Here is a 20,085-nt window from a genome sequence, read left to right as displayed (position 1 = left end):
ACGTATGAAATTTTCACGTTCGGCAAAAGCGAAAGCAAAGACCAAGTCAAATGCCAAACTGCGCAAGCCTGAAGAAAAAACAGGATTTGTGAGTTGGCGTTTTGCGTTGCTTTGCACAGGTATTGGTATCGCTTTAGCCGCGCTATTAATCCGTGTTGCCTATTTACAAATTATTAATCCAGATCCCCTTATTCGTGAAGGGGATATGCGTTCTTTACGTGTACAAAAAGTCCCAACTGCAAGAGGAATGATCAGCGATAGAATGGGAAGACCTCTTGCTGTCAGTGTGCCTGTGTATGCTATTTGGGCAGATCCTAAAGTTGTATTAGATGCCAATCCAGATATGACTGACTCTCGTTGGTTAGCGCTTGCTGACGCACTAAAAATCTCCGTCAGCCAAATCGAACAGAAAATTTCTACCGCACCTTCTGCTCGTTTTATCTATCTCGCTCGCCAAGTTAATCCTGAAATTAGTGATTATATTAGTAAATTGAAAATTACTGGGATTAACATGCGCCAAGAATCAAAACGTTATTATCCATCGGGTGAAGTAACTGCTCACATTATTGGTGTAACGAATATTGATGGTGATGGCATTGAAGGTGTCGAAAAAAGTTTTAACCAATGGCTAACCGGTGCTCCTGGTGAACGTGTCGTTCGTAAAGATGGCTTCAACCGTGTCATTGAAAATATTGCTCAAACAGATAGCCAAGCTGCTCATAACTTGATGTTAAGTATTGATGAACGCCTACAATCCGTGGTTTATCGAGAATTAACCAATGCCGTTATCAAGAATAAAGCAGAATCTGGAACTGCTGTTTTAGTTGACGTCAATACAGGCGAAGTATTAGCAATGGCGAATAGCCCATCTTATAACCCGAATAATTTAGCGGGAACGCCTAAAGATGCGATGCGTAATCGTGCTATCACCGATATTTTTGAACCAGGCTCTACAGTAAAACCAATGGTTGTGATGAGTGCACTGAACAATCATATCATTAAAGAAAATAGTGTTATTAATACAATTCCTTATCGCCTTAACGGACATCAAATAAAAGATGTAGCGCTATATCATGAGCTAACGATAACAGGAATATTACAGAAATCGAGTAACGTTGGTGTTTCAAGACTAGCGTTAGCGATGCCTGCATCTGAACTTGTGGATGTTTATTCACGTTTTGGATTCGGGAAGCCAACTAACTTGGGGCTAGTTGGTGAAAGTAGTGGCATATTTCCAATAAAAAAACAACGGTGGTCCGATCTTGAAAGGGCCACCTTCTCATTCGGATATGGGCTAATGGTAACGCCGTTACAACTAGCGCGTGTCTATGCAACGATTGGTAGTTTTGGTATTTACCGTCCTCTTTCAATTACAAAAGTTGATCCTCCTGTACCAGGAACGCGTGTCTTCCCTGAGCCAGTAATGAAAACCGTCGTGCATATGATGGAAAGTGTTGCATTGCCTGGTGGTGGTGGTGTAAGTGCGGCTATAAAAGGGTATCGCATTGCGATTAAAACAGGTACGGCGAAAAAAGTAGGGCCAGACGGAAAGTATATCAATCAATATATCTCTTATGCGGCGGGTGTTGCGCCTGCGAGTCGTCCACGTTTTGCGTTGGTTGTGATAATCAACGAACCTAAAGCGGGTAAATATTACGGGGGCGCAGTATCTGCACCGGTGTTTGGCACAATCATGGGCGCGGTTTTACGAACAATGAACGTAGAACCAGATGCATTGATGCCAGATGATAAAAATGAATTTGTAATTAAAAAAGAAGAGGATACAAGTGGCCGATCCTAACTTAAGTGACCTATTAGGGGCACTCGGGATACAAGCACCGTCATTGATGCTCAAAGACATGACACTCGACAGCCGAAAAGCGGCAAGCGGTGATCTTTTTATCGCCATTAAGGGTCATGAAACTGATGGTAGACGCTATATTCCTCAAGCAATTGCTCAAGGTGTTTCAGCGGTATTAGCGGAAGCACAAGATGTCGCAACGCATGGTGAAATTCGTGAAAGCCACGGCATACCTGTTATTTATATTGATAATCTCAATGCTGAGTTATCAAAATTAGCAGGATATTTTTATCATAAGCCTGCTGAAAAACTGAAATTAATTGGTGTTACTGGGACTAACGGAAAAACAACAACAACACAATTGTTAGCGCAGTGGGCACAAGGTTTAGGCGAAACCAGTGCTGTGATGGGAACGGTAGGTAACGGACTATTAGGTCACGTTGTTCCAGCCATGAACACCACAGGCTCTGCGGTTGATATTCAATTAGAGTTACAACAACTATTAAATAAAGGCGCGACATTTACAGCGATGGAAGTCTCTTCTCATGGCTTAGTGCAAGGTCGCGTTAGCGCTTTACCTTTTGTGGCGAGTGTGTTTACCAATTTAAGTCGTGATCATCTTGATTACCATGGTGATATGGCAAATTACGAAGAGGCAAAATGGTTACTGTTCTCCACACATCATAGTGGTGAAAAAATCATTAATGCTGATGATACTGTTGGTCAAAAATGGCTATCACGTTTGCCAGACGCTGTTGCAGTGACAATGGATAATAAATTGCCAGTAAATTGGCAAGGCCGCTTTGTTAAAACAACAGACATTAATTACCACGATGAAGGCGCGACTATTCGCTTTAGCTCAAGCTGGGGTGAAGGAGAAATTGAAAGTCCATTAATGGGGGCATTTAATGTCAGTAATCTATTATGTGCTTTAGCGACATTGTTAGCGCTGGAATATCCATTAGATGCTGTGATTAAGGCATCATCTGCACTCACTCCTGTTTGTGGTCGAATGGAAGTGTTTAGTGCTGATAATCGACCTACTGTTATTGTCGATTATGCTCATACTCCTGATGCGCTAGAAAAAGCACTCCAAGCCACTCGTTTACACTGCTCTGGTAAATTGTGGTGTGTGTTTGGTTGTGGTGGTGATAGAGATAAAGGTAAGCGCCCACTAATGGGTGCAGTTGCTGAAGAATTAGCAGATAAAGTTGTTATCACTGATGACAATCCACGTAGTGAAGAGCCACAAGCCATTATTCAAGATATTCTTTCTGGTTTAATGGATCCTGGTCGTGCAATTGCTATTGAAGGTCGAGCAGAAGCAGTGACTAACGTGATTATGCAAGCCGACGCTAATGATATGATTTTAGTCGCGGGTAAAGGGCATGAAGATTACCAGTTAGTCGGTTCACGTCGCCTTGATTATTCGGATAGATTAACCGTTGCACGGTTATTGGGGGTGATAGCATGATCCCTTTATCACTCGAAATCATTGCACAAGTCACTGATGGTAAGTTGAGTCATATTGCTCAAAGCCAAGCTAATCAGCTAACGATTAAGTCAATTTCCACAGATAGTCGCAATATCGATGAATATTGCCTCTTTATTGCATTAGCGGGTGAGCGTTTTGATGCGCATAACTTTATCGCTGATGTTAAAGAAAAAGGCGCTGTTGCTGTATTGGTCAGTCGTGAAATTGATATTGATTGTCCGCAAATCATTGTGAAAGACACTCGTTTGGCAATGGGGGCGGTTGCTACTCATATCCGTTCACTGAGCAATGCTAAAATTGTGGCATTAACAGGCTCTTCAGGAAAAACATCCGTCAAAGAAATGACGGCTTCAATTTTGCGTCATTGTGGTGAAACTTTATATACCCACGGTAATTTAAATAACGATATTGGTGTGCCACTAACACTGTTTCGTTTAACACCAGAGCATCGTTTTGCTGTTATTGAGCTAGGTGCAAACCATATTGGTGAAATTGCCTATACCGTGGATATGGTTAAACCAGATAGCGCCTTGGTAAATAATCTCTTTTCTGCTCATATTGAAGGTTTTGGCTCACTTGAAGGCATTGCCCAAGCAAAAGGCGAAATCTTTACTCATCTAAAAGAGCAAGGTACAGCCATTATTAATCTTGATAGTAATGGCTTACCTCTATGGAAACGCCATTTTAATGCGCGTCAAACGCAATGGTCTTTCTCTTTATCAGCTCAAAGCAATGCGGATTTTTATCCGACGGATATCGCTGTTAAGCAATTCACCACTAACTTCACCTTACATACACCAGAAGGTTGTGTTGAAGTCACTCTTCCATTGCCAGGGCGTCATAATATTGCCAATGCTTTAGCTGCCAGTGCACTGGCACTTTCAGCAGGTGCAACGCTTGATGCGGTTCGTCTTGGATTATCGACATTAAAAGCGGTACCAGGAAGATTGTACCCTGTGGAGTTAACCACAGGAAAAATGGTGCTAGATGATACTTATAATGCGAACGATGGTTCGATGATCGCGGGCTTACAAGTTTTATCACAATTGCCGGGATATAAGATTTTTGTTGCAGGAGATATGGCTGAGTTAGGTAAAGACTCAGAGAAATGTCACCGCGATGTGGGGCGTTTTGCACACAATGCAGGGATTGATAGTGTATTTACTGTAGGGGATCACAGTCACTTTATTAGTGATGAAAACCAAGGTGGTCAGCATTTTACATTTAAAGCCGACTTACTTGCTCAATTAATTCCATTATTACAGCAGCATGATGTTGTTTCAGTTTTAGTAAAAGGTTCACGAAGCTCCGCGATGGAAGATATCGTGAACGCATTAAAGGAGTGCTTTGAATGTTAGTTTGGCTAGCCGAATATTTGGTTAAATACCATACATTTTTTAATGTGTTTTCTTATCTGACATTCAGGGCGATTGTTGGTTTATTGACGGCATTAATTATTGCTTTGTGGATGGGGCCTCACCTCATCGCTTGGTTACAAAAAATGCAAATTGGGCAAGTGGTTCGTAGTGAAGGGCCAGAGTCTCACTTTAGCAAACGTGGTACACCAACAATGGGCGGGATTATGATCCTGTTCTCTATCTCCATTTCCACACTACTATGGGCAAGATTAGACAACCCCTATGTTTGGTGTGTGCTGCTGGTTTTAATTGGTTATGGCGTCATCGGCTTTGTTGATGATTATCGCAAAGTCGTTCGTAAAGATACCAAAGGCTTGATCGCACGTTGGAAATATTTCTGGCAATCCGTGTTGGCGTTAGTCGTTGCATTTAGTATGTATGCTATTGGTAAAGATACACCTGCAACACAGCTAGTCGTTCCATTCTTTAAAGATGTTATGCCTCAATTAGGCATGCTTTATATTTTATTGGCGTATTTTGTCATTGTAGGAACCAGTAACGCCGTTAACTTAACGGATGGTTTAGACGGCTTAGCTATAATGCCAACCGTTTTTGTGGCAGCCGGATTTGCTTTGGTTGCATGGGCGACTGGTAACGTTAATTTTGCAAGCTACTTGAAAATTCCTTATTTAATGCATGCTGGCGAATTAGTGATTGTCTGTACCGCCATCGTCGGTGCGGGTTTAGGTTTCCTTTGGTTTAATACTTACCCAGCGCAAGTCTTTATGGGAGATGTTGGTTCTCTCGCATTGGGTGGCGCGCTAGGTACGATTGCTGTGTTATTACGTCAAGAATTCTTATTAGTGATTATGGGCGGTGTGTTTGTTGTTGAAACACTCTCCGTTATTTTGCAAGTCGGTTCATTTAAATTACGTGGTCAACGTATTTTCCGCATGGCCCCAATTCATCACCATTATGAATTAAAAGGCTGGCCTGAACCTCGTGTTATTGTCCGCTTCTGGATTATTTCGCTGATGTTAGTACTTATTGGTCTGGCGACGTTAAAGGTACGTTAAGATGGCAAATTATCAGGGAAAAAAAGTTGTTGTTGTTGGGCTTGGAATAACAGGTCTTTCGTGCGTTGACTTTTTTATCCGTCAAGGTGTTACACCTAAAGTGATTGACACGCGCCAAAAACCAGGAGGCTTAGATAAGCTTCCTATTGATGTTGAATATCATACAGGCAGTTTTCACCAAGCATGGCTTAACGATGCAGATTTAATTATCTCAAGTCCTGGTATTGCCCTTTCAACACCTGAGCTTGTTGAAGCTGCAAGTTATGGTGTCGAAATTGTGGGGGATATTGAACTATTTTGCCGCGAAGCAAAAGCACCTATTGTGGCTATCACAGGCTCTAACGGTAAAAGCACAGTCACAATGCTTGTGGGTGAAATGGCAAAAGCGGATGGCATTCGTGTTGGTGTTGGGGGGAATATAGGTGTTCCTGCACTGACTTTACTAACTGAGCCTCATGATCTTTATGTATTAGAACTATCAAGTTTTCAACTAGAAACCACATATAGTTTAAAAGCGGCAGCGGCAACAGTCTTAAATATTAGCGAAGATCATATGAATCGCTATCCATTAGGATTGGAACAATACCGTGAAGCGAAATTACGTATCTATGATAATGCCAATACCTGCGTTTATAACCAAGATGACACACTCACATTACCTTTAGCGGGTAAAGATGGCCGTTGTGTCAGCTTTGGTGTAGGACAAGGCGATTATCAGCTTGATAACACGAACCGCGTCTTAAAAGTAAAAGGTGAAAAAGTTCTTTCAACGTCCGAAATGTATCTTTCAGGACAGCATAATTATACCAATGGACTTGCAGCATTGGCACTTGCTGATGCGGTAGGGATCACACGTAAAGCGGGATTGGGAGTACTGAAAAACTATCACGGCTTGGCTCACCGTTTTCAATTAGTTTATTCACATCAAAATGTACGTTGGATAAACGATTCTAAAGCAACTAATGTCGGTAGCACAGAAGCAGCCCTTCGTGGCTTAGACGTCGAAGGTACATTGCATCTTTTATTAGGAGGCGATGGAAAATCAGCCGATTTCACTGCTTTATTGCCTTATATCAGTGGCGGCAATATTCGTCTCTATTGCTTTGGACAAGACGGGCAAGCCCTAGCAAGTTTACGGCCAGATGTCTCTTTATTAACTGTGACAATGGAAGAGGCAATGCGTGCATTAGCCCCTACTGTTAAACCCGGGGATATGGTGTTGCTTTCACCTGCTTGCGCAAGTTTAGATCAATTTAAATGTTTTGAGCAACGTGGCGATGAATTTGCACGCTTGGCAAGGGAGCTTGGCTGATGAGCATATTCGCAATGCGAAGACTAAAACAGTGGTTAGTGGGCAGTTATCAAACTGAGAATACGGCGTTTGTACCGTATGATCGCACTTTGCTCTGGTTTACTTTCGGATTAGCGGTTATCGGTTTTGTCATGGTGACATCAGCTTCAATGCCAGTTGGTCAACGACTTGCAGAAGATCCTTTCTTATTTGCAAAGCGTGATGGGATTTACCTTATTGTGGCGTTTTGTATTGCGTTAGTCACTATGCGTATTCCTATGGCAATTTGGCAACGTTATAGCAGTTTAATGCTGTTTGGTTCAATACTACTTTTATTAGTGGTATTGGGCGTCGGAAGTTCGGTTAATGGTGCTTCACGTTGGATTGCTGTGGGTCCCTTAAACTTTCAACCTGCTGAATTATCAAAACTGGCTTTATTTTGTTACTTATCTAGCTACTTAGTTCGAAAAGTTGAAGAGGTCAGAAACAACTTTTGGGGTTTCTGTAAACCTATGGGTGTTATGTTAGTGCTGGCTGTTTTACTGTTATTGCAGCCAGACTTAGGTACCGTGGTCGTGTTGTTTGTTACCACATTGGCACTTTTATTTTTGGCGGGTGCTAAAATTTGGCAATTTTTAGCGATTATCGGCTCAGGTATTGCCGCTGTGGTTATGCTTATCATTGTTGAACCTTATCGTGTTCGCCGGATCACTTCTTTCTTAGAGCCTTGGGAAGATCCATTTGGTAGTGGTTATCAATTAACGCAATCTTTGATGGCATTTGGCCGAGGCGATTTGCTTGGGCAAGGTTTAGGAAACTCCGTACAAAAACTGGAATATTTACCAGAAGCACATACCGACTTTATTTTCTCCATTTTGGCAGAAGAACTTGGTTATATCGGTGTGGTTTTAGTGCTTTTAATGGTATTCTTCATCGCTTTTCGCGCGATGCAAATTGGGCGACGTGCATTGATGCTCGATCAACGCTTTTCAGGCTTTTTAGCGTGTTCAATCGGGATCTGGTTTACATTCCAATCATTGGTCAATGTAGGCGCGGCAGCAGGCATGTTACCAACGAAGGGATTAACTCTTCCTCTTATTAGTTACGGTGGTTCAAGTTTGATTATTATGTCAACAGCCATCGTGATGTTGTTACGAATAGATTATGAAACACGTCTAGCACAAGCTCAGGCGTTTGTAAGGAGCCCAAAATGAGCGAGCGTAGACGCCGTTTAATGGTAATGGCTGGTGGCACGGGCGGACACGTATTCCCCGGGCTAGCTGTTGCTCATTATCTACAATCCCAAGGTTGGGAAATCCGATGGTTAGGAACGGCGGATAGAATGGAAGCTGATTTAGTACCCAAACACGGTATTGATATTGAATTTATTCGCATTTCTGGCTTACGTGGTAAAGGTATTAAAGCATTAATAGCAGCGCCAATTCGTATTATTAAAGCTATTTTTCAGGCGCGTACCATTATGAAACGTTATCAACCTGATGCTGTACTTGGTATGGGCGGTTATGTTTCTGGCCCAGGTGGTGTAGCAGCTTGGATGTGTGGCATTCCTGTTATTTTACATGAACAAAATGGGATTGCTGGATTAACCAATCGTTGGCTATCCAAGATTGCTAAACGTGTATTGCAGGCTTTTCCTGGTGCATTTCCTAAAGCGCCTATTGTTGGGAATCCTGTACGTGAAGATGTGTTAGCGCTTGAAGCGCCATCGGTACGATTAAAAGAAAGATCCGGTCCCATTCGTGTGTTGATTATTGGTGGTAGCCAAGGCGCTCGAATTTTAAATCATACCTTGCCGGTGGTCGCTGGTTTGCTTGGTGAACATGTTACAATCTGGCATCAAGCTGGAAAAGGTGGCGAAAGTGATACAAAAACACGCTATCAGAATGAATTAGCAAAAAATTCAGTTAAATCTGAATATAAAGTTACTGAATTTATTGATGATATAGCGCAAGCTTACCAATGGGCTGATGTTGTTGTATGCCGTTCAGGTGCATTAACCGTCAGTGAAATTGCCGCTGCGGGATTACCCGCTATTTTTGTTCCCTTCCAGCACAAAGATAGGCAGCAATATTGGAATGCCCTGCCATTAGAAAAAGCAGGGGCTGCACGGATTATCGAGCAAAATGATTTAACTCCAGAAGTCATTGCACAAACCCTGAAGCAGTGGGATAGAGAAACATTGCTAGCGATGGCAGAAAAAGCAAAAAGTGTTGCGATTACGGATGCCACAGAGCGTGTAGCGAATGTGATAATCGAAGTGGCAAAAAAATAAACGTAACCTGTAACCATTAACTTAGAGTGAAGAAGTAAATAGTGAATACACAACAACTGGCAAAATTAAGATCGTTTGTGCCTGAAATGAGAAAAGTTAAGCATATTCACTTTATTGGCATCGGTGGTGCTGGTATGGGTGGGATTGCCGAAGTGCTAGCGAATGAAGGCTATGAAATCAGTGGTTCTGATTTAGCGCCGAATGCCGTTACACAACAGCTCGTTGCTTTGGGCGCAACTGTTTATTTTAATCACCGCCCTGAAAATATTCGTGGCGCTAGTGTTGTTGTGGTCTCGACTGCAATCAGTGCTGAGAATCCTGAAATTATTGCCGCGAGAGAGGCACGTATTCCAGTTATTCGTCGTGCTGAGATGTTGGCTGAATTAATGCGTTATCGTCATGGTGTGGCGATTGCAGGAACTCATGGTAAAACCACCACGACAGCAATGATTTCAAATATTTATGCACAAGCAGGATTAGATCCTACTTTTGTGAATGGCGGATTAGTTAAATCAGCAGGTACGCATGCTCGTTTAGGATGTAGCCGTTATTTAATCGCCGAAGCTGACGAAAGTGATGCGTCGTTTTTACATTTACAACCTATGGTGGCTGTCGTTACGAATATAGAAGCAGACCATATGGATACATATCACGGTAATTTTGACAATTTAAAAGAGACGTTTATTACCTTTTTGCACAATTTACCGTTTTATGGTCGTGCAGTGATGTGTCTTGATGATGATGTTATCCGTTCTATCATCCCTAAAGTTGGTCGTTATATTACGACTTACGGGTTTAGTGAAGATGCAGACGTTCGAATTACACATTATGAACAAAAAGGTGCTCAAGGCTTCTTCACTATTTCTCGTGAAGATATGCCTGATTTACAAGTTGTATTAAATGCGCCTGGTCGTCATAACGCATTAAATGCCACTGCAGCTGTGGCGGTTGCTACTGAAGAAGGTATTGCTGACGAACATATTTTAGCAGCATTACTTAACTTCCAAGGTACGGGGCGCCGTTTCGACTTCTTAGGTAATTACGGCCTTGAACATGTTAATGGTCAAGAAGGTGAGGTGATGTTAGTCGATGATTATGGCCATCACCCAACAGAAGTTGACGCAACGATTAAAGCAGCGAGAGCTGGTTGGCCAGATAAACGTCTAGTCATGATTTTCCAACCGCATCGTTATACGCGTACACGTGATTTGTATGAGGACTTTGCTACGGTTCTCAACCAAGTTGATATTTTATTATTAACAGATGTTTATTCTGCCGGAGAAACTCCGATTGCAGGTGCAGATAGTCGCTCACTTTGTCGAACAATTCGCCAGCGTGGCAAGCTAGATCCTATCTGGGTATCTGATGTCGATAATATTTCATCAATATTAGCGGGTGTATTAACAGATAATGATCTTGTTTTAGTTCAAGGTGCTGGAAATATTGGTAAAATAGCGCGTCGCTTAGCAGATACGAAACTACAGCCATCTTTAAGCGAGGATTAAGACGGATGTTTGAGCAAGTGAGCATCATTTATGGTGAAATAGGTAATCAACTCGCTGTAATGATGAGGTGTTATGAGAAAAATAGCACTGTATTGGCGAAAAAAATAAATGAGAATTCGCTTGCTCAAAACCATGTTGAGAAAAAATTTCAGTTAAAAAGTAAGAAAAATGCAGAAAAATTCGCAATTTCTTCTTTTAAAGTAAATAATTCTCAACAGATTGAACAATTTAGTGATTTAATTATCAAACCTAAAGGTGTTCATAAAGTATATATATGTAGGAAAAGTATTAATCGAAGGAACATCGGACAAAAGGATGGGCGATTCTCTGGTTTAAACGTTGCTCAGGAGTTAGTGGGTTAATATGTCACAAGCAGCGCTAAATATAAAAGAACACAAAGAGAAACAGCATTCTGACAGACCGAGTAATGGTACTTATTTATCAGGATTAATTTTTTTCTTATGTGTGATTGCCACTATTGTTTGGGGTGGAATACAAGTAGTTAACTGGATGAAAGATGCAAATCGTCTTCCTATCTCAAAACTTGTATTAACCGGTGAGAGGCATTACACAACAAATGATGATGTGCGTCAGGCGATTTTATCTTTAGGGCAGCCAGGCACATTTATGACACAGGATGTGAATATCATTCAGCAACAAATTGAGCGTATGCCATGGATTAGGCAAGTCACTGTGCGTAAACAGTGGCCTGATGAGCTTAAAATCCATCTGGTAGAGTATGTTCCCTTTACTCGCTGGAATGATACTTACTTTCTTGATAAAGAAGGGCGTGTTTTCAGCTTGCCAACGCAATTGGAAACCAAAGGTAATTACCCTTTGTTATATGGCCCTCAAGGAAGTGAAAAAATGGTGTTATCAGGTTATGTGGCAATGAGAGATCAACTTCTTGCAAGTAATCTGAATTTAAAAGCAGCGTCAATGTCTGCACGTCAAGGATGGCAATTAGTTTTAGACAATGATGTCCGATTGGAGTTAGGTCGTAAGGATAACGAAAAACGGATCGCTCGCTTTATTGAGTTGTATCCGATACTGCAACAAGAAACAGATAAACGAGTTGATTATGTTGATCTGCGTTATGACAGTGGTGGTGCAGTCGGATGGGCTCCTTTATTACTTGAGAATGAATAAACAAGACGTGGCAGATGACACGATGAAGGCGAAGGCAGAACAATAATGATCAAAGCGACGGACAGAAAATTAGTAGTTGGTCTTGAGATTGGTACGGCCAAAGTAGCCACCCTTGTCGGTGAGATCCTGCCTGATGGTGTTGTAAATATTATTGGGGTAGGAAGTTGTCCATCTCGAGGCATGGATAAAGGTGGCGTTAACGATCTTGAATCCGTCGTAAAATGTGTGCAACGGGCGGTAGATCAGGCTGAATTGATGGCTGACTGTCAAATATCTTCAGTATATTTGGCGTTATCAGGCAAGCATATCAGTTGCCAAAATGAGATTGGTATGGTGCCAATTTCAGAAGAAGAAGTGACTCAAGATGATGTTGATAGCGTGGTTCATACTGCGAAATCCGTCAAAGTAAAAGATGAACATCGGGTTTTACATGTTATACCGCAAGAGTATGCCATTGATTATCAAGAAGGGATCAAAAACCCTGTTGGATTGTCGGGTGTACGTATGCAAGCTAAAGTTCATTTAATTACCTGCCATAACGATATGGCAAAGAATATTGTAAAAGCAGTTGAACGCTGTGGATTAAAAGTGGATCAACTGATTTTTGCGGGACTAGCTTCAAGTTTCGCTGTATTGACAGAAGATGAACGTGAACTTGGTGTGTGTGTTGTTGATATTGGTGGCGGTACGATGGACATCGCCATTTATACTGGTGGAGCATTAAGACACACTCGCGTTATTCCTTATGCTGGCAATGTGGTAACAAGTGATATCGCTTATGCGTTTGGTACACCCCCAAATGACGCTGAAGCTATCAAAGTTCGCCATGGTTGTGCATTAGGCTCTTTAGTTGGTAAAGATGAAAATGTCGAAGTTCCTAGTGTCGGAGGCAGGCCACCAAGAAGTCTGCAACGACAAACTCTTGCTGAGGTGATTGAGCCTCGTTATACCGAATTGCTCAATCTTGTTAATGAAGAGATTTTAAAAGTTCAAGAACAATTACGCCAGCAAGGGATTAAGCATCATTTAGCTGCAGGTATTGTGCTAACAGGTGGTGCTGCACAGATTGATGGACTTGTTGAATGTGCTCAACGTGTTTTTCACACGCAAGTACGGATCGGTAAACCGTTAAATATTACCGGGCTAACAGATTATGCGCAGGATCCCTACTACTCAACAGCGGTTGGGCTTTTGCATTACGGTAAAGAATCCCACTTTGGTGAGGAAACAGAAACCGAAAAACGCTCTGCTGTCAGTGGTTTGTTTAAGAAACTTACCGGCTGGCTGAAAAGAGAGTTTTAATAATCAGACAAATTTAAAAAGAGGTCGTTTGAGCAAGCGACTCTGAGAAGGCACAAAACGGAGAGAAATTATGTTTGAACCTATGGAATTAACCAACGATGCGGTGATCAAAGTCATCGGCGTTGGTGGCGGCGGCGGTAATGCGGTTGAGCACATGGTTCGTGAACGTATTGAAGGCGTAGATTTCTTTGCAGTCAATACGGATGCTCAAGCGCTACGTAAAACAGCGGTCGGACAAACTATCCAAATTGGTAATGCCATTACGAAAGGCTTAGGTGCAGGTGCAAACCCTGAAGTGGGTCGTAATGCCGCAGAAGAAGACCGTGAAGCGTTGCGTGCAGCGCTTGAAGGTGCCGATATGGTCTTTATCGCAGCAGGTATGGGTGGTGGTACGGGTACAGGTGCCGCACCAGTTGTTGCTGAAGTTGCTAAAGAGTTAGGCATTTTGACCGTTGCTGTAGTAACTAAGCCTTTTAATTTTGAAGGCAAAAAACGTATGGCATTTGCGGAACAAGGTATTACTGAGCTATCAAAGCATGTTGACTCATTAATCACTATTCCTAATGACAAATTATTAAAAGTATTGGGTCGTGGAATTTCATTATTAGATGCGTTTGGCGCGGCTAATGATGTCTTAAAAGGTGCAGTTCAAGGTATCGCTGAGCTAATCACCCGCCCAGGTTTAATGAACGTTGACTTTGCTGACGTAAGAACCGTGATGTCTGAAATGGGTTATGCCATGATGGGCTCAGGTGCTGCTAAAGGTGAAGATCGCGCTGAAGAAGCTGCAGAAATGGCGATTTCAAGCCCATTATTGGAAGATATCGACCTGTCTGGTGCGCGTGGTGTGTTAGTCAACATTACCGCTGGCTTTGACTTGCGTCTTGATGAATTTGAAACAGTGGGTAATACCATTCGTGCATTTGCATCAGATAACGCGACTGTGGTTATTGGTACATCCCTTGACCCAGAAATGAATGATGAACTGCGTGTAACTGTCGTTGCAACAGGTATCGGCATGGACAAACGTCCAGAAATTACGCTGGTAACGAATAAGCAAAATCAGCAAAGCGCAATGGAGAATCGTTATCAGCAAATGCAAAATAGCATGTCTTCTTTTACTGCTGTAGAAGAAAGCAAGCCAGCAGCAAAAGCAGTTAACGAACAATCTACTCAGGCGAATAAAGAGCCCGATTATTTAGATATCCCTGCGTTCCTGAGAAAACAGGCTGATTAATCGCCAAAAAGATTGGCATCTCCGCTTTTTGTGCTAAACTGTCCTGCCAATTATAAGTATAATAATTGGTAGGACGGATAACATTGCGAGATAAAATGATGATCAAACAACGGACATTAAAACGAATTGTACAAGCAACTGGTGTGGGTCTTCACACGGGTAAAAAAGTTACGCTTACAATGCGTCCGGCGCCAGCAAATACTGGGGTCATCTACCGTCGTACTGATTTAAATCCACCGGTGGATTTTCCAGCAGACGCAAAATCAGTTCGTGACACTATGCTATGTACTTGCTTAGTTAACGAAGATGATGTGCGTATATCAACCGTTGAGCATTTAAACGCAGCACTGGCTGGTTTAGGCATTGATAATATCGTAATTGAAGTGAATGCACCTGAAATTCCAATTATGGATGGAAGTGCAGCACCTTTTGTTTTCTTGTTACTTGATGCGGGTATTGAAGAACTTCGTACTGCGAAGAAATTCATTCGTATCAAAGAAACAGTACGTGTAGAAGATGGTGATAAATGGGCAGAAATGCGTCCATACAATGGATTTAAATTAGATTTTACTATCGATTTTAATCATCCAGCCATTGATGCAAGTACACAGCGTTATAAATTAGATTTCTCTGCTGAATCCTTCATGAGCCAAATTAGTCGTGCTCGTACTTTTGGATTTATGCGTGATATTGAATATCTGCAATCTAAAGGATTGTGTTTAGGCGGAAGCTTCGATTGTGCGATTGTGGTTGATGACTATCGTGTTCTCAACGATGATGGACTGCGTTTTGAAGATGAATTTGTTCGTCACAAAATGTTGGATGCAATCGGTGATTTATTTATGTGTGGCTATAACATTATCGGTGAATTCACCGCGTTTAAATCAGGTCACGCATTAAACAATAAATTACTCCAAGCTGTATTAGCAAAAGAATCTGCATGGGAATTCGTCACATTTGAAGACGAAGCACAAATGCCAGTGGCATTTAAAGCTCCCTCAATGGTTTTTGCTTAATTTCAGCGATGGAAAGCACGTTAATTATCTCTAATTAACGTTCATCTTTGGTTGCACTTGTACTCTCTCCGGCAAGTGCAGCCAACCGCTCTAATTTCTCTCTTAACTTCTTCGGACTTTTCTGCGCCAAATACTTTAATGATTGAGCACTTTCTAAACTCAAGTGACGTTTCTTTGTAGGCTCTTGTTCTTTTAATGATGATATTAAAGATCTTTTTTCCGGTTTTATTCCTAAAGTCGGATTAATTTTGATGTCTATTGAGGATAAGGATGGTAAAATTTCTTGTCTTAATGCAGAAAGTAATGATGGAGTTTCATAACGTAATCGTGTTAACCAACTTGCGTTTGCTACTTCAATAATTAAAATAGCATTGCGATAATTTGCGACACGGCATTTATCTTGTAAAGGAACAGGCAAAAGAGCCATGACGGCGCGATTTAATTTTAGTAAAATCGTTGCACGCTGTTGTATGAGTTGTAATGTATTCTTATTGGAACCTTCAAGTTCTATGAAGATTTTTTCCAATGATTGTGGGTAACTATCCCGCATAGATTTTGACTCCACAAAATAAAAATTAATGAGCAACAAAGGTTAATGAGCATTATAAGTTTTTGGCGACAGTTTGGCAGGCGATATTTTTGGTCGCATCTGCTTTTAGGGATGGTAGCAGCAGGTATCGGAATACCTTCGCTGTTGTCTGCTCATGCCGAAAATCCACAGCAAACAGATACACCTTCTTCTCAAAATCGTCAAAGTCAGGCACTCATTGCGTTTGACAATTTATTCTTACGTCAAAGTGTACAGAATCCTGCCTCATCCTTCACCTTTAATTACTGGCAACAGCATGCAGTAAAAAATGTTATTAAACAGCTTTCTTTTGCGTTCACCATTAATTCTCCTGAATTGATGGTCAAAGCCAAAGATGAGCCGTCTCCGGTTTCCAATGTTGCAGAGGTCATGCTTGATACTCTGTATGCGTTATTAACAGACACATCATCAACCGCATTAACTCATTTGCCGCTTTCTGGCTATGCTTTAGCACAGAATACCACTTCTTATCATACCGGATTGTGGCTTGCACAAATCCGTGGGATCCGCGCTGGACCTTACCTAACCGCTTAATTGAGTCACTTAATCTAATAAGATTATGATTATCTCTGTGAATACATAAAACAGAGGCTTTTTTCGGCGTTTTCACGCCATAAATGAGAATAAAGATTTATGTTAGGTAAAATTGTAACCAAAATTTTTGGTAGCCGTAATGATCGTTCTATCCGCCGTATGCGCAAAGTCGTCGTTGAAATTAATAAACTAGAGCCTGAATTTGAAAAACTGACTGATGATGAGTTAAAAGCAAAAACAGATGAGTTTCGTGAGCGCTTAAAAAAGGGTGAAAAAGAGGAAGATATTTTACCCGAAGCGTTTGCAACTGTTCGTGAAGCAAGTAAACGTGTCTTTGGTATGCGCCATTTCGATGTGCAGCTAATCGGTGGCATGGTGCTAAATGAACGTTGTATTGCTGAGATGCGCACAGGTGAAGGTAAAACATTAACTGCAACATTACCGGCGTATTTAAATGCGTTATCAGGTAAAGGAGTTCACGTTGTTACCGTCAATGACTACTTGGCACAACGTGACGCTGAAAATAACCGTCCTTTATTTGAATTCTTAGGATTAAGCGTTGGCATCAACCTACCGAATATGGCACCACCAGTAAAACGTGAAGCCTATAACGCAGACATCACTTACGGTACTAACAACGAATTTGGTTTTGACTATCTACGTGACAACATGGCGTTTAGCCCACAAGAGCGTGTTCAACGTAAATTACACTACGCATTAGTGGATGAGGTTGACTCAATCTTAATCGATGAAGCGCGTACACCTCTGATCATTTCAGGCCCAGCAGAAGACAGCTCTGAGCTTTATATCCAAATGAACAAAGTGATCCCTCATTTGGTTTCTCAAGAAAAAGAAGATTCAGATACTTTCCAAGGCGAAGGTGATTACTCTGTTGATGAAAAAACGCGTCAAGTGAATATCACAGAACGTGGTTTGGTTAAGATTGAAGGATTATTAGCAGATGCGGGCATGATGAAAGAAGGCGAGTCTTTATACTCACCAGCTAATATTATGTTAATGCACCATGTGACAGCAGCATTGCGTGCTCATGCTCTGTTTACCAAAGACGTTGACTACATTGTTAAAGATGGTGAAGTTATCATTGTTGACGAACATACTGGTCGTACAATGCAAGGTCGTCGTTGGTCCGATGGTTTACACCAAGCGGTTGAAGCAAAAGAAGGTGTGAAGATCCAAAATGAGAACCAAACATTAGCATCAATCACATTCCAGAACTATTTCCGTTTATACGAAAAATTAGCAGGGATGACGGGTACTGCGGATACTGAAGCGTTTGAGTTTAACTCTATCTATCGTTTAGAAACGATTGTTATTCCAACTAACCGCCCAATGGTGCGTAAAGATCTACCTGACTTAGTTTATATGAATGAACAAGGTAAATTTGCAGCTATTATCGAAGATATTCGTGAGCGCACCAAGAATGGCCAACCTGTACTTGTTGGTACTATCTCAATTGAAAAGTCAGAAGAAATCTCTAATGCATTAACGAAGGCGAATGTTCACCATAACGTGCTGAATGCGAAATTCCACGCAATGGAAGCGGATATTATTGCTAACGCAGGTTTACCTTCAGCGGTAACTATCGCAACTAACATGGCAGGTCGTGGTACTGATATCGTGTTAGGGGGAAGCTGGCAAACTGAAGTGGCTAAACTTGAAGAGCCAACTGAAGAGCAAATTGAAGAAATCAAAGCCAAATGGAAAGAGCGCCATGACGCAGTATTAGCTTCAGGTGGTTTACATATCATTGGTACTGAACGTCACGAATCTCGTCGTATTGATAACCAGTTACGTGGTCGTGCGGGTCGTCAAGGTGATGAAGGTTCTTCTCGTTTCTATTTATCTATGGAAGACTCCTTAATGCGTATTTTTGCTTCAGATAAAGTATCTGGCATGATGCGTAAATTAGGTATGAATGAAACCGAAGCGATTGAGCATCCTTGGGTAACTAAAGCAATTGCAAATGCGCAACGTAAAGTAGAAAACCGCAACTTTGATATTCGTAAGCAATTGCTTGAATATGATGATGTAGCTAATGACCAACGTCGTGCAATCTACACTCAACGTAACGAATTACTGGATGTGGCAGACGTAAGCGAAACTATTGACAGCATTCGTCAAGATGTCTTCACTACAATGATCGACAACTACATTCCACCTCAATCATTGGAAGAAATGTGGGATATCGAAGGTTTAACGGCATGTCTACAAAAAGACTTTGATTTAAATTTACCAATCAAAGAATGGTTAGATAAAGAGCCTGAGTTACACGAAGAAACATTACGTGAACGTATTTTAGAAAAATCTATCGAAGTCTATAAAGCGAAAGAAGAAATCGTTAGTGCTGAAATGATGCGTAACTTTGAAAAAGGCGTGATGTTACAAACGCTAGATTCATTGTGGAAAGAACACTTGGCAGCGATGGATTACTTGCGTCAAGGTATCCACTTACGTGGTTATGCACAAAAAGATCCAAAACAAGAGTACAAACGTGAATCGTTCGCAATGTTTGCTAATATGCTGGAATCACTAAAATATGAAGTGATTAGCACACTAAGCAAAGTCCAAGTTCGTTTACCAGAAGAAGTTGAAGAGTTAGAACGTCGCCGTCGTGAAGAAGCAGAACGTCTGGCAAAACAACAGCAGTTAAGCCATGAAGTGACAAAAGAATCTCAAATGTCAGCGGTTGATGGTCAAGTGGCTGCAGGTAAAAAAGTGGGTCGTAATGAACCATGTCCTTGTGGATCAGGTAAGAAATTTAAACATTGTCATGGTCAATTAGGTTAATTGACGTATTGATAATAATAGCTATTTAATCTAGCTTTTAATAAGAAATCCCGCTGAGTTGGACTGGAGTAAGTTCATAATAAGCGGGATTTTTTTATCATAAATAAATTAGATTGAAGAACGAAGGTGAGAGAGATGGCTTTTGGTTGTGCCCTTTTCAGATGTCGCTTTGGGTGCTGCTAATCCTGCAATAATCGGGCAATCTGGATTATTGTCACCTTGGCAATCTTTTGCTAAATGTTCTAGTGTTTGTGTCATCTGCTGAAGTTCAGCTATTTTACGGTTAAGCTCTTCAATATGAGAAATGGCTATGGATTTCACATCTGCGCTAGCTCGTTCTCTGTTGTTCCATAAAACTAATAACGTTGATATTTGTTCGGTTGAAAAGCCAAGTGCCCGTGAATGGCGAATAAAACGAAAGCAAGCCACATCAGCTTCACTGTAATCTCGATAACCCGCATCAGTACGAATGGCTTTGGGAATTAAACCAATTTGTTCATAATAACGGATCATTTTGCTGGAAATACCGGATTTTTTTGCTGCTTGACCAATATTCATCATGTTTTCCTTATTAGAATAATGAAGCGTGCTTTTATAAGTAAAGGATAGTCGCTTTATATTATTGAGCCAG

At 41.4% G+C, this 20,085-nt stretch carries 17 protein-coding genes; 15 read left to right on the top strand and 2 right to left on the bottom strand.

The annotated features are described in order from the left end of the window. The first annotated feature begins 4 nt into the window (after window positions 1-4). The 13 genes from ftsI (at window position 5) to lpxC (ending at window position 15,523) form a co-directional block, all read left to right on the top strand. The gene (gene ftsI, locus ABN217_RS06995) at window positions 5-1,801 is read left to right on the top strand and encodes a peptidoglycan DD-transpeptidase PBP3 (protein WP_196554003.1); all 1,797 of its coding nucleotides are present in this window, start codon (window positions 5-7) and stop codon (window positions 1,799-1,801) included. Continuing rightward, window positions 1,788-3,275: a UDP-N-acetylmuramoyl-L-alanyl-D-glutamate--2,6-diaminopimelate ligase gene (murE, locus tag ABN217_RS06990; RefSeq protein ID WP_349439307.1), complete on the top strand. Its 1,488-nt coding sequence runs from the start codon at window positions 1,788-1,790 to the stop codon at window positions 3,273-3,275. The genes ftsI and murE overlap by 14 nt, the downstream gene beginning before the upstream one ends. Next, window positions 3,272-4,654, top strand: coding sequence for a UDP-N-acetylmuramoyl-tripeptide--D-alanyl-D-alanine ligase (murF, locus tag ABN217_RS06985; RefSeq protein ID WP_349459247.1), 1,383 nt, complete (start codon window positions 3,272-3,274; stop codon window positions 4,652-4,654). The genes murE and murF overlap by 4 nt, the downstream gene beginning before the upstream one ends. After that, complete coding sequence (mraY, locus tag ABN217_RS06980; RefSeq protein ID WP_023581493.1) at window positions 4,648-5,730, top strand: phospho-N-acetylmuramoyl-pentapeptide-transferase; 1,083 nt, start codon at window positions 4,648-4,650, stop codon at window positions 5,728-5,730. Before murF ends, mraY begins: the two co-directional genes overlap by 7 nt. Window position 5,731: 1 nt before the next feature. Further along, entirely contained in the window at window positions 5,732-7,042 is a 1,311-nt protein-coding gene (murD, locus tag ABN217_RS06975; protein WP_349459246.1) for a UDP-N-acetylmuramoyl-L-alanine--D-glutamate ligase, read from the top strand. After that, window positions 7,042-8,235 (top strand): cell division protein FtsW, encoded by a 1,194-nt coding sequence (ftsW, locus tag ABN217_RS06970; protein ID WP_072069269.1) that lies wholly within the window; start codon window positions 7,042-7,044, stop codon window positions 8,233-8,235. Before murD ends, ftsW begins: the two co-directional genes overlap by 1 nt. Next, a complete protein-coding gene (murG, locus tag ABN217_RS06965) occupies window positions 8,232-9,314 on the top strand; it encodes an undecaprenyldiphospho-muramoylpentapeptide beta-N-acetylglucosaminyltransferase (RefSeq protein ID WP_197268962.1) in 1,083 nt (360 codons plus the stop codon). The genes ftsW and murG overlap by 4 nt, the downstream gene beginning before the upstream one ends. A 41-nt stretch (window positions 9,315-9,355) precedes the next feature. After that, window positions 9,356-10,819: a UDP-N-acetylmuramate--L-alanine ligase gene (murC, locus tag ABN217_RS06960; RefSeq protein ID WP_072069267.1), complete on the top strand. Its 1,464-nt coding sequence runs from the start codon at window positions 9,356-9,358 to the stop codon at window positions 10,817-10,819. A gap of 5 nt (window positions 10,820-10,824) precedes the next feature. Beyond that, on the top strand, window positions 10,825-11,181 hold the full coding sequence (locus ABN217_RS06955; protein WP_196554009.1) for a hypothetical protein: 357 nt from the start codon (window positions 10,825-10,827) through the stop codon (window positions 11,179-11,181). A gap of 1 nt (window position 11,182) precedes the next feature. Beyond that, window positions 11,183-11,968, top strand: a complete 786-nt coding sequence (ftsQ, locus tag ABN217_RS06950; RefSeq protein WP_115350670.1) for a cell division protein FtsQ — start codon at window positions 11,183-11,185, stop codon at window positions 11,966-11,968. A gap of 45 nt (window positions 11,969-12,013) precedes the next feature. Then, window positions 12,014-13,270 (top strand): cell division protein FtsA, encoded by a 1,257-nt coding sequence (gene ftsA / locus ABN217_RS06945; RefSeq protein WP_006533748.1) that lies wholly within the window; start codon window positions 12,014-12,016, stop codon window positions 13,268-13,270. A 70-nt stretch (window positions 13,271-13,340) separates the two neighbouring features. Beyond that, the gene (gene ftsZ, locus ABN217_RS06940) at window positions 13,341-14,507 is read left to right on the top strand and encodes a cell division protein FtsZ (protein ID WP_072069264.1); all 1,167 of its coding nucleotides are present in this window, start codon (window positions 13,341-13,343) and stop codon (window positions 14,505-14,507) included. Window positions 14,508-14,605: 98 nt separating this feature from the next. Continuing rightward, entirely contained in the window at window positions 14,606-15,523 is a 918-nt protein-coding gene (gene lpxC, locus ABN217_RS06935) for a UDP-3-O-acyl-N-acetylglucosamine deacetylase (protein WP_036913397.1), read from the top strand. 34 nt (window positions 15,524-15,557) lie between these two features. Here lpxC and ABN217_RS06930 read toward each other — a convergent pair whose 3' ends face one another. After that, a complete protein-coding gene (locus tag ABN217_RS06930; protein ID WP_196554010.1) occupies window positions 15,558-16,073 on the bottom strand; it encodes a DUF721 domain-containing protein in 516 nt (171 codons plus the stop codon). Window positions 16,074-16,118: 45 nt separating this feature from the next. Between ABN217_RS06930 and secM the strand changes: the two genes are divergently transcribed. Both secM and secA read left to right on the top strand, forming a co-directional pair. Then, the gene (gene secM, locus ABN217_RS06925; RefSeq protein WP_115350669.1) at window positions 16,119-16,646 is read left to right on the top strand and encodes a secA translation cis-regulator SecM; all 528 of its coding nucleotides are present in this window, start codon (window positions 16,119-16,121) and stop codon (window positions 16,644-16,646) included. A gap of 99 nt (window positions 16,647-16,745) precedes the next feature. Beyond that, entirely contained in the window at window positions 16,746-19,454 is a 2,709-nt protein-coding gene (gene secA / locus ABN217_RS06920) for a preprotein translocase subunit SecA (RefSeq protein ID WP_115350668.1), read from the top strand. A 108-nt stretch (window positions 19,455-19,562) separates the two neighbouring features. Here secA and cueR read toward each other — a convergent pair whose 3' ends face one another. Then, complete coding sequence (gene cueR, locus ABN217_RS06915; RefSeq protein ID WP_115350667.1) at window positions 19,563-20,012, bottom strand: Cu(I)-responsive transcriptional regulator; 450 nt, start codon at window positions 20,010-20,012, stop codon at window positions 19,563-19,565. Window positions 20,013-20,085 lie beyond the last annotated feature (73 nt).

The sequence above is a fragment of the Proteus sp. fly-1067 genome (assembly GCF_040139345.1).
GTDB classification, from domain to species: Bacteria; Pseudomonadota; Gammaproteobacteria; order Enterobacterales; family Enterobacteriaceae; genus Proteus; species Proteus vulgaris_B.
This window is presented reverse-complemented; position numbering and strand designations above follow the sequence as displayed.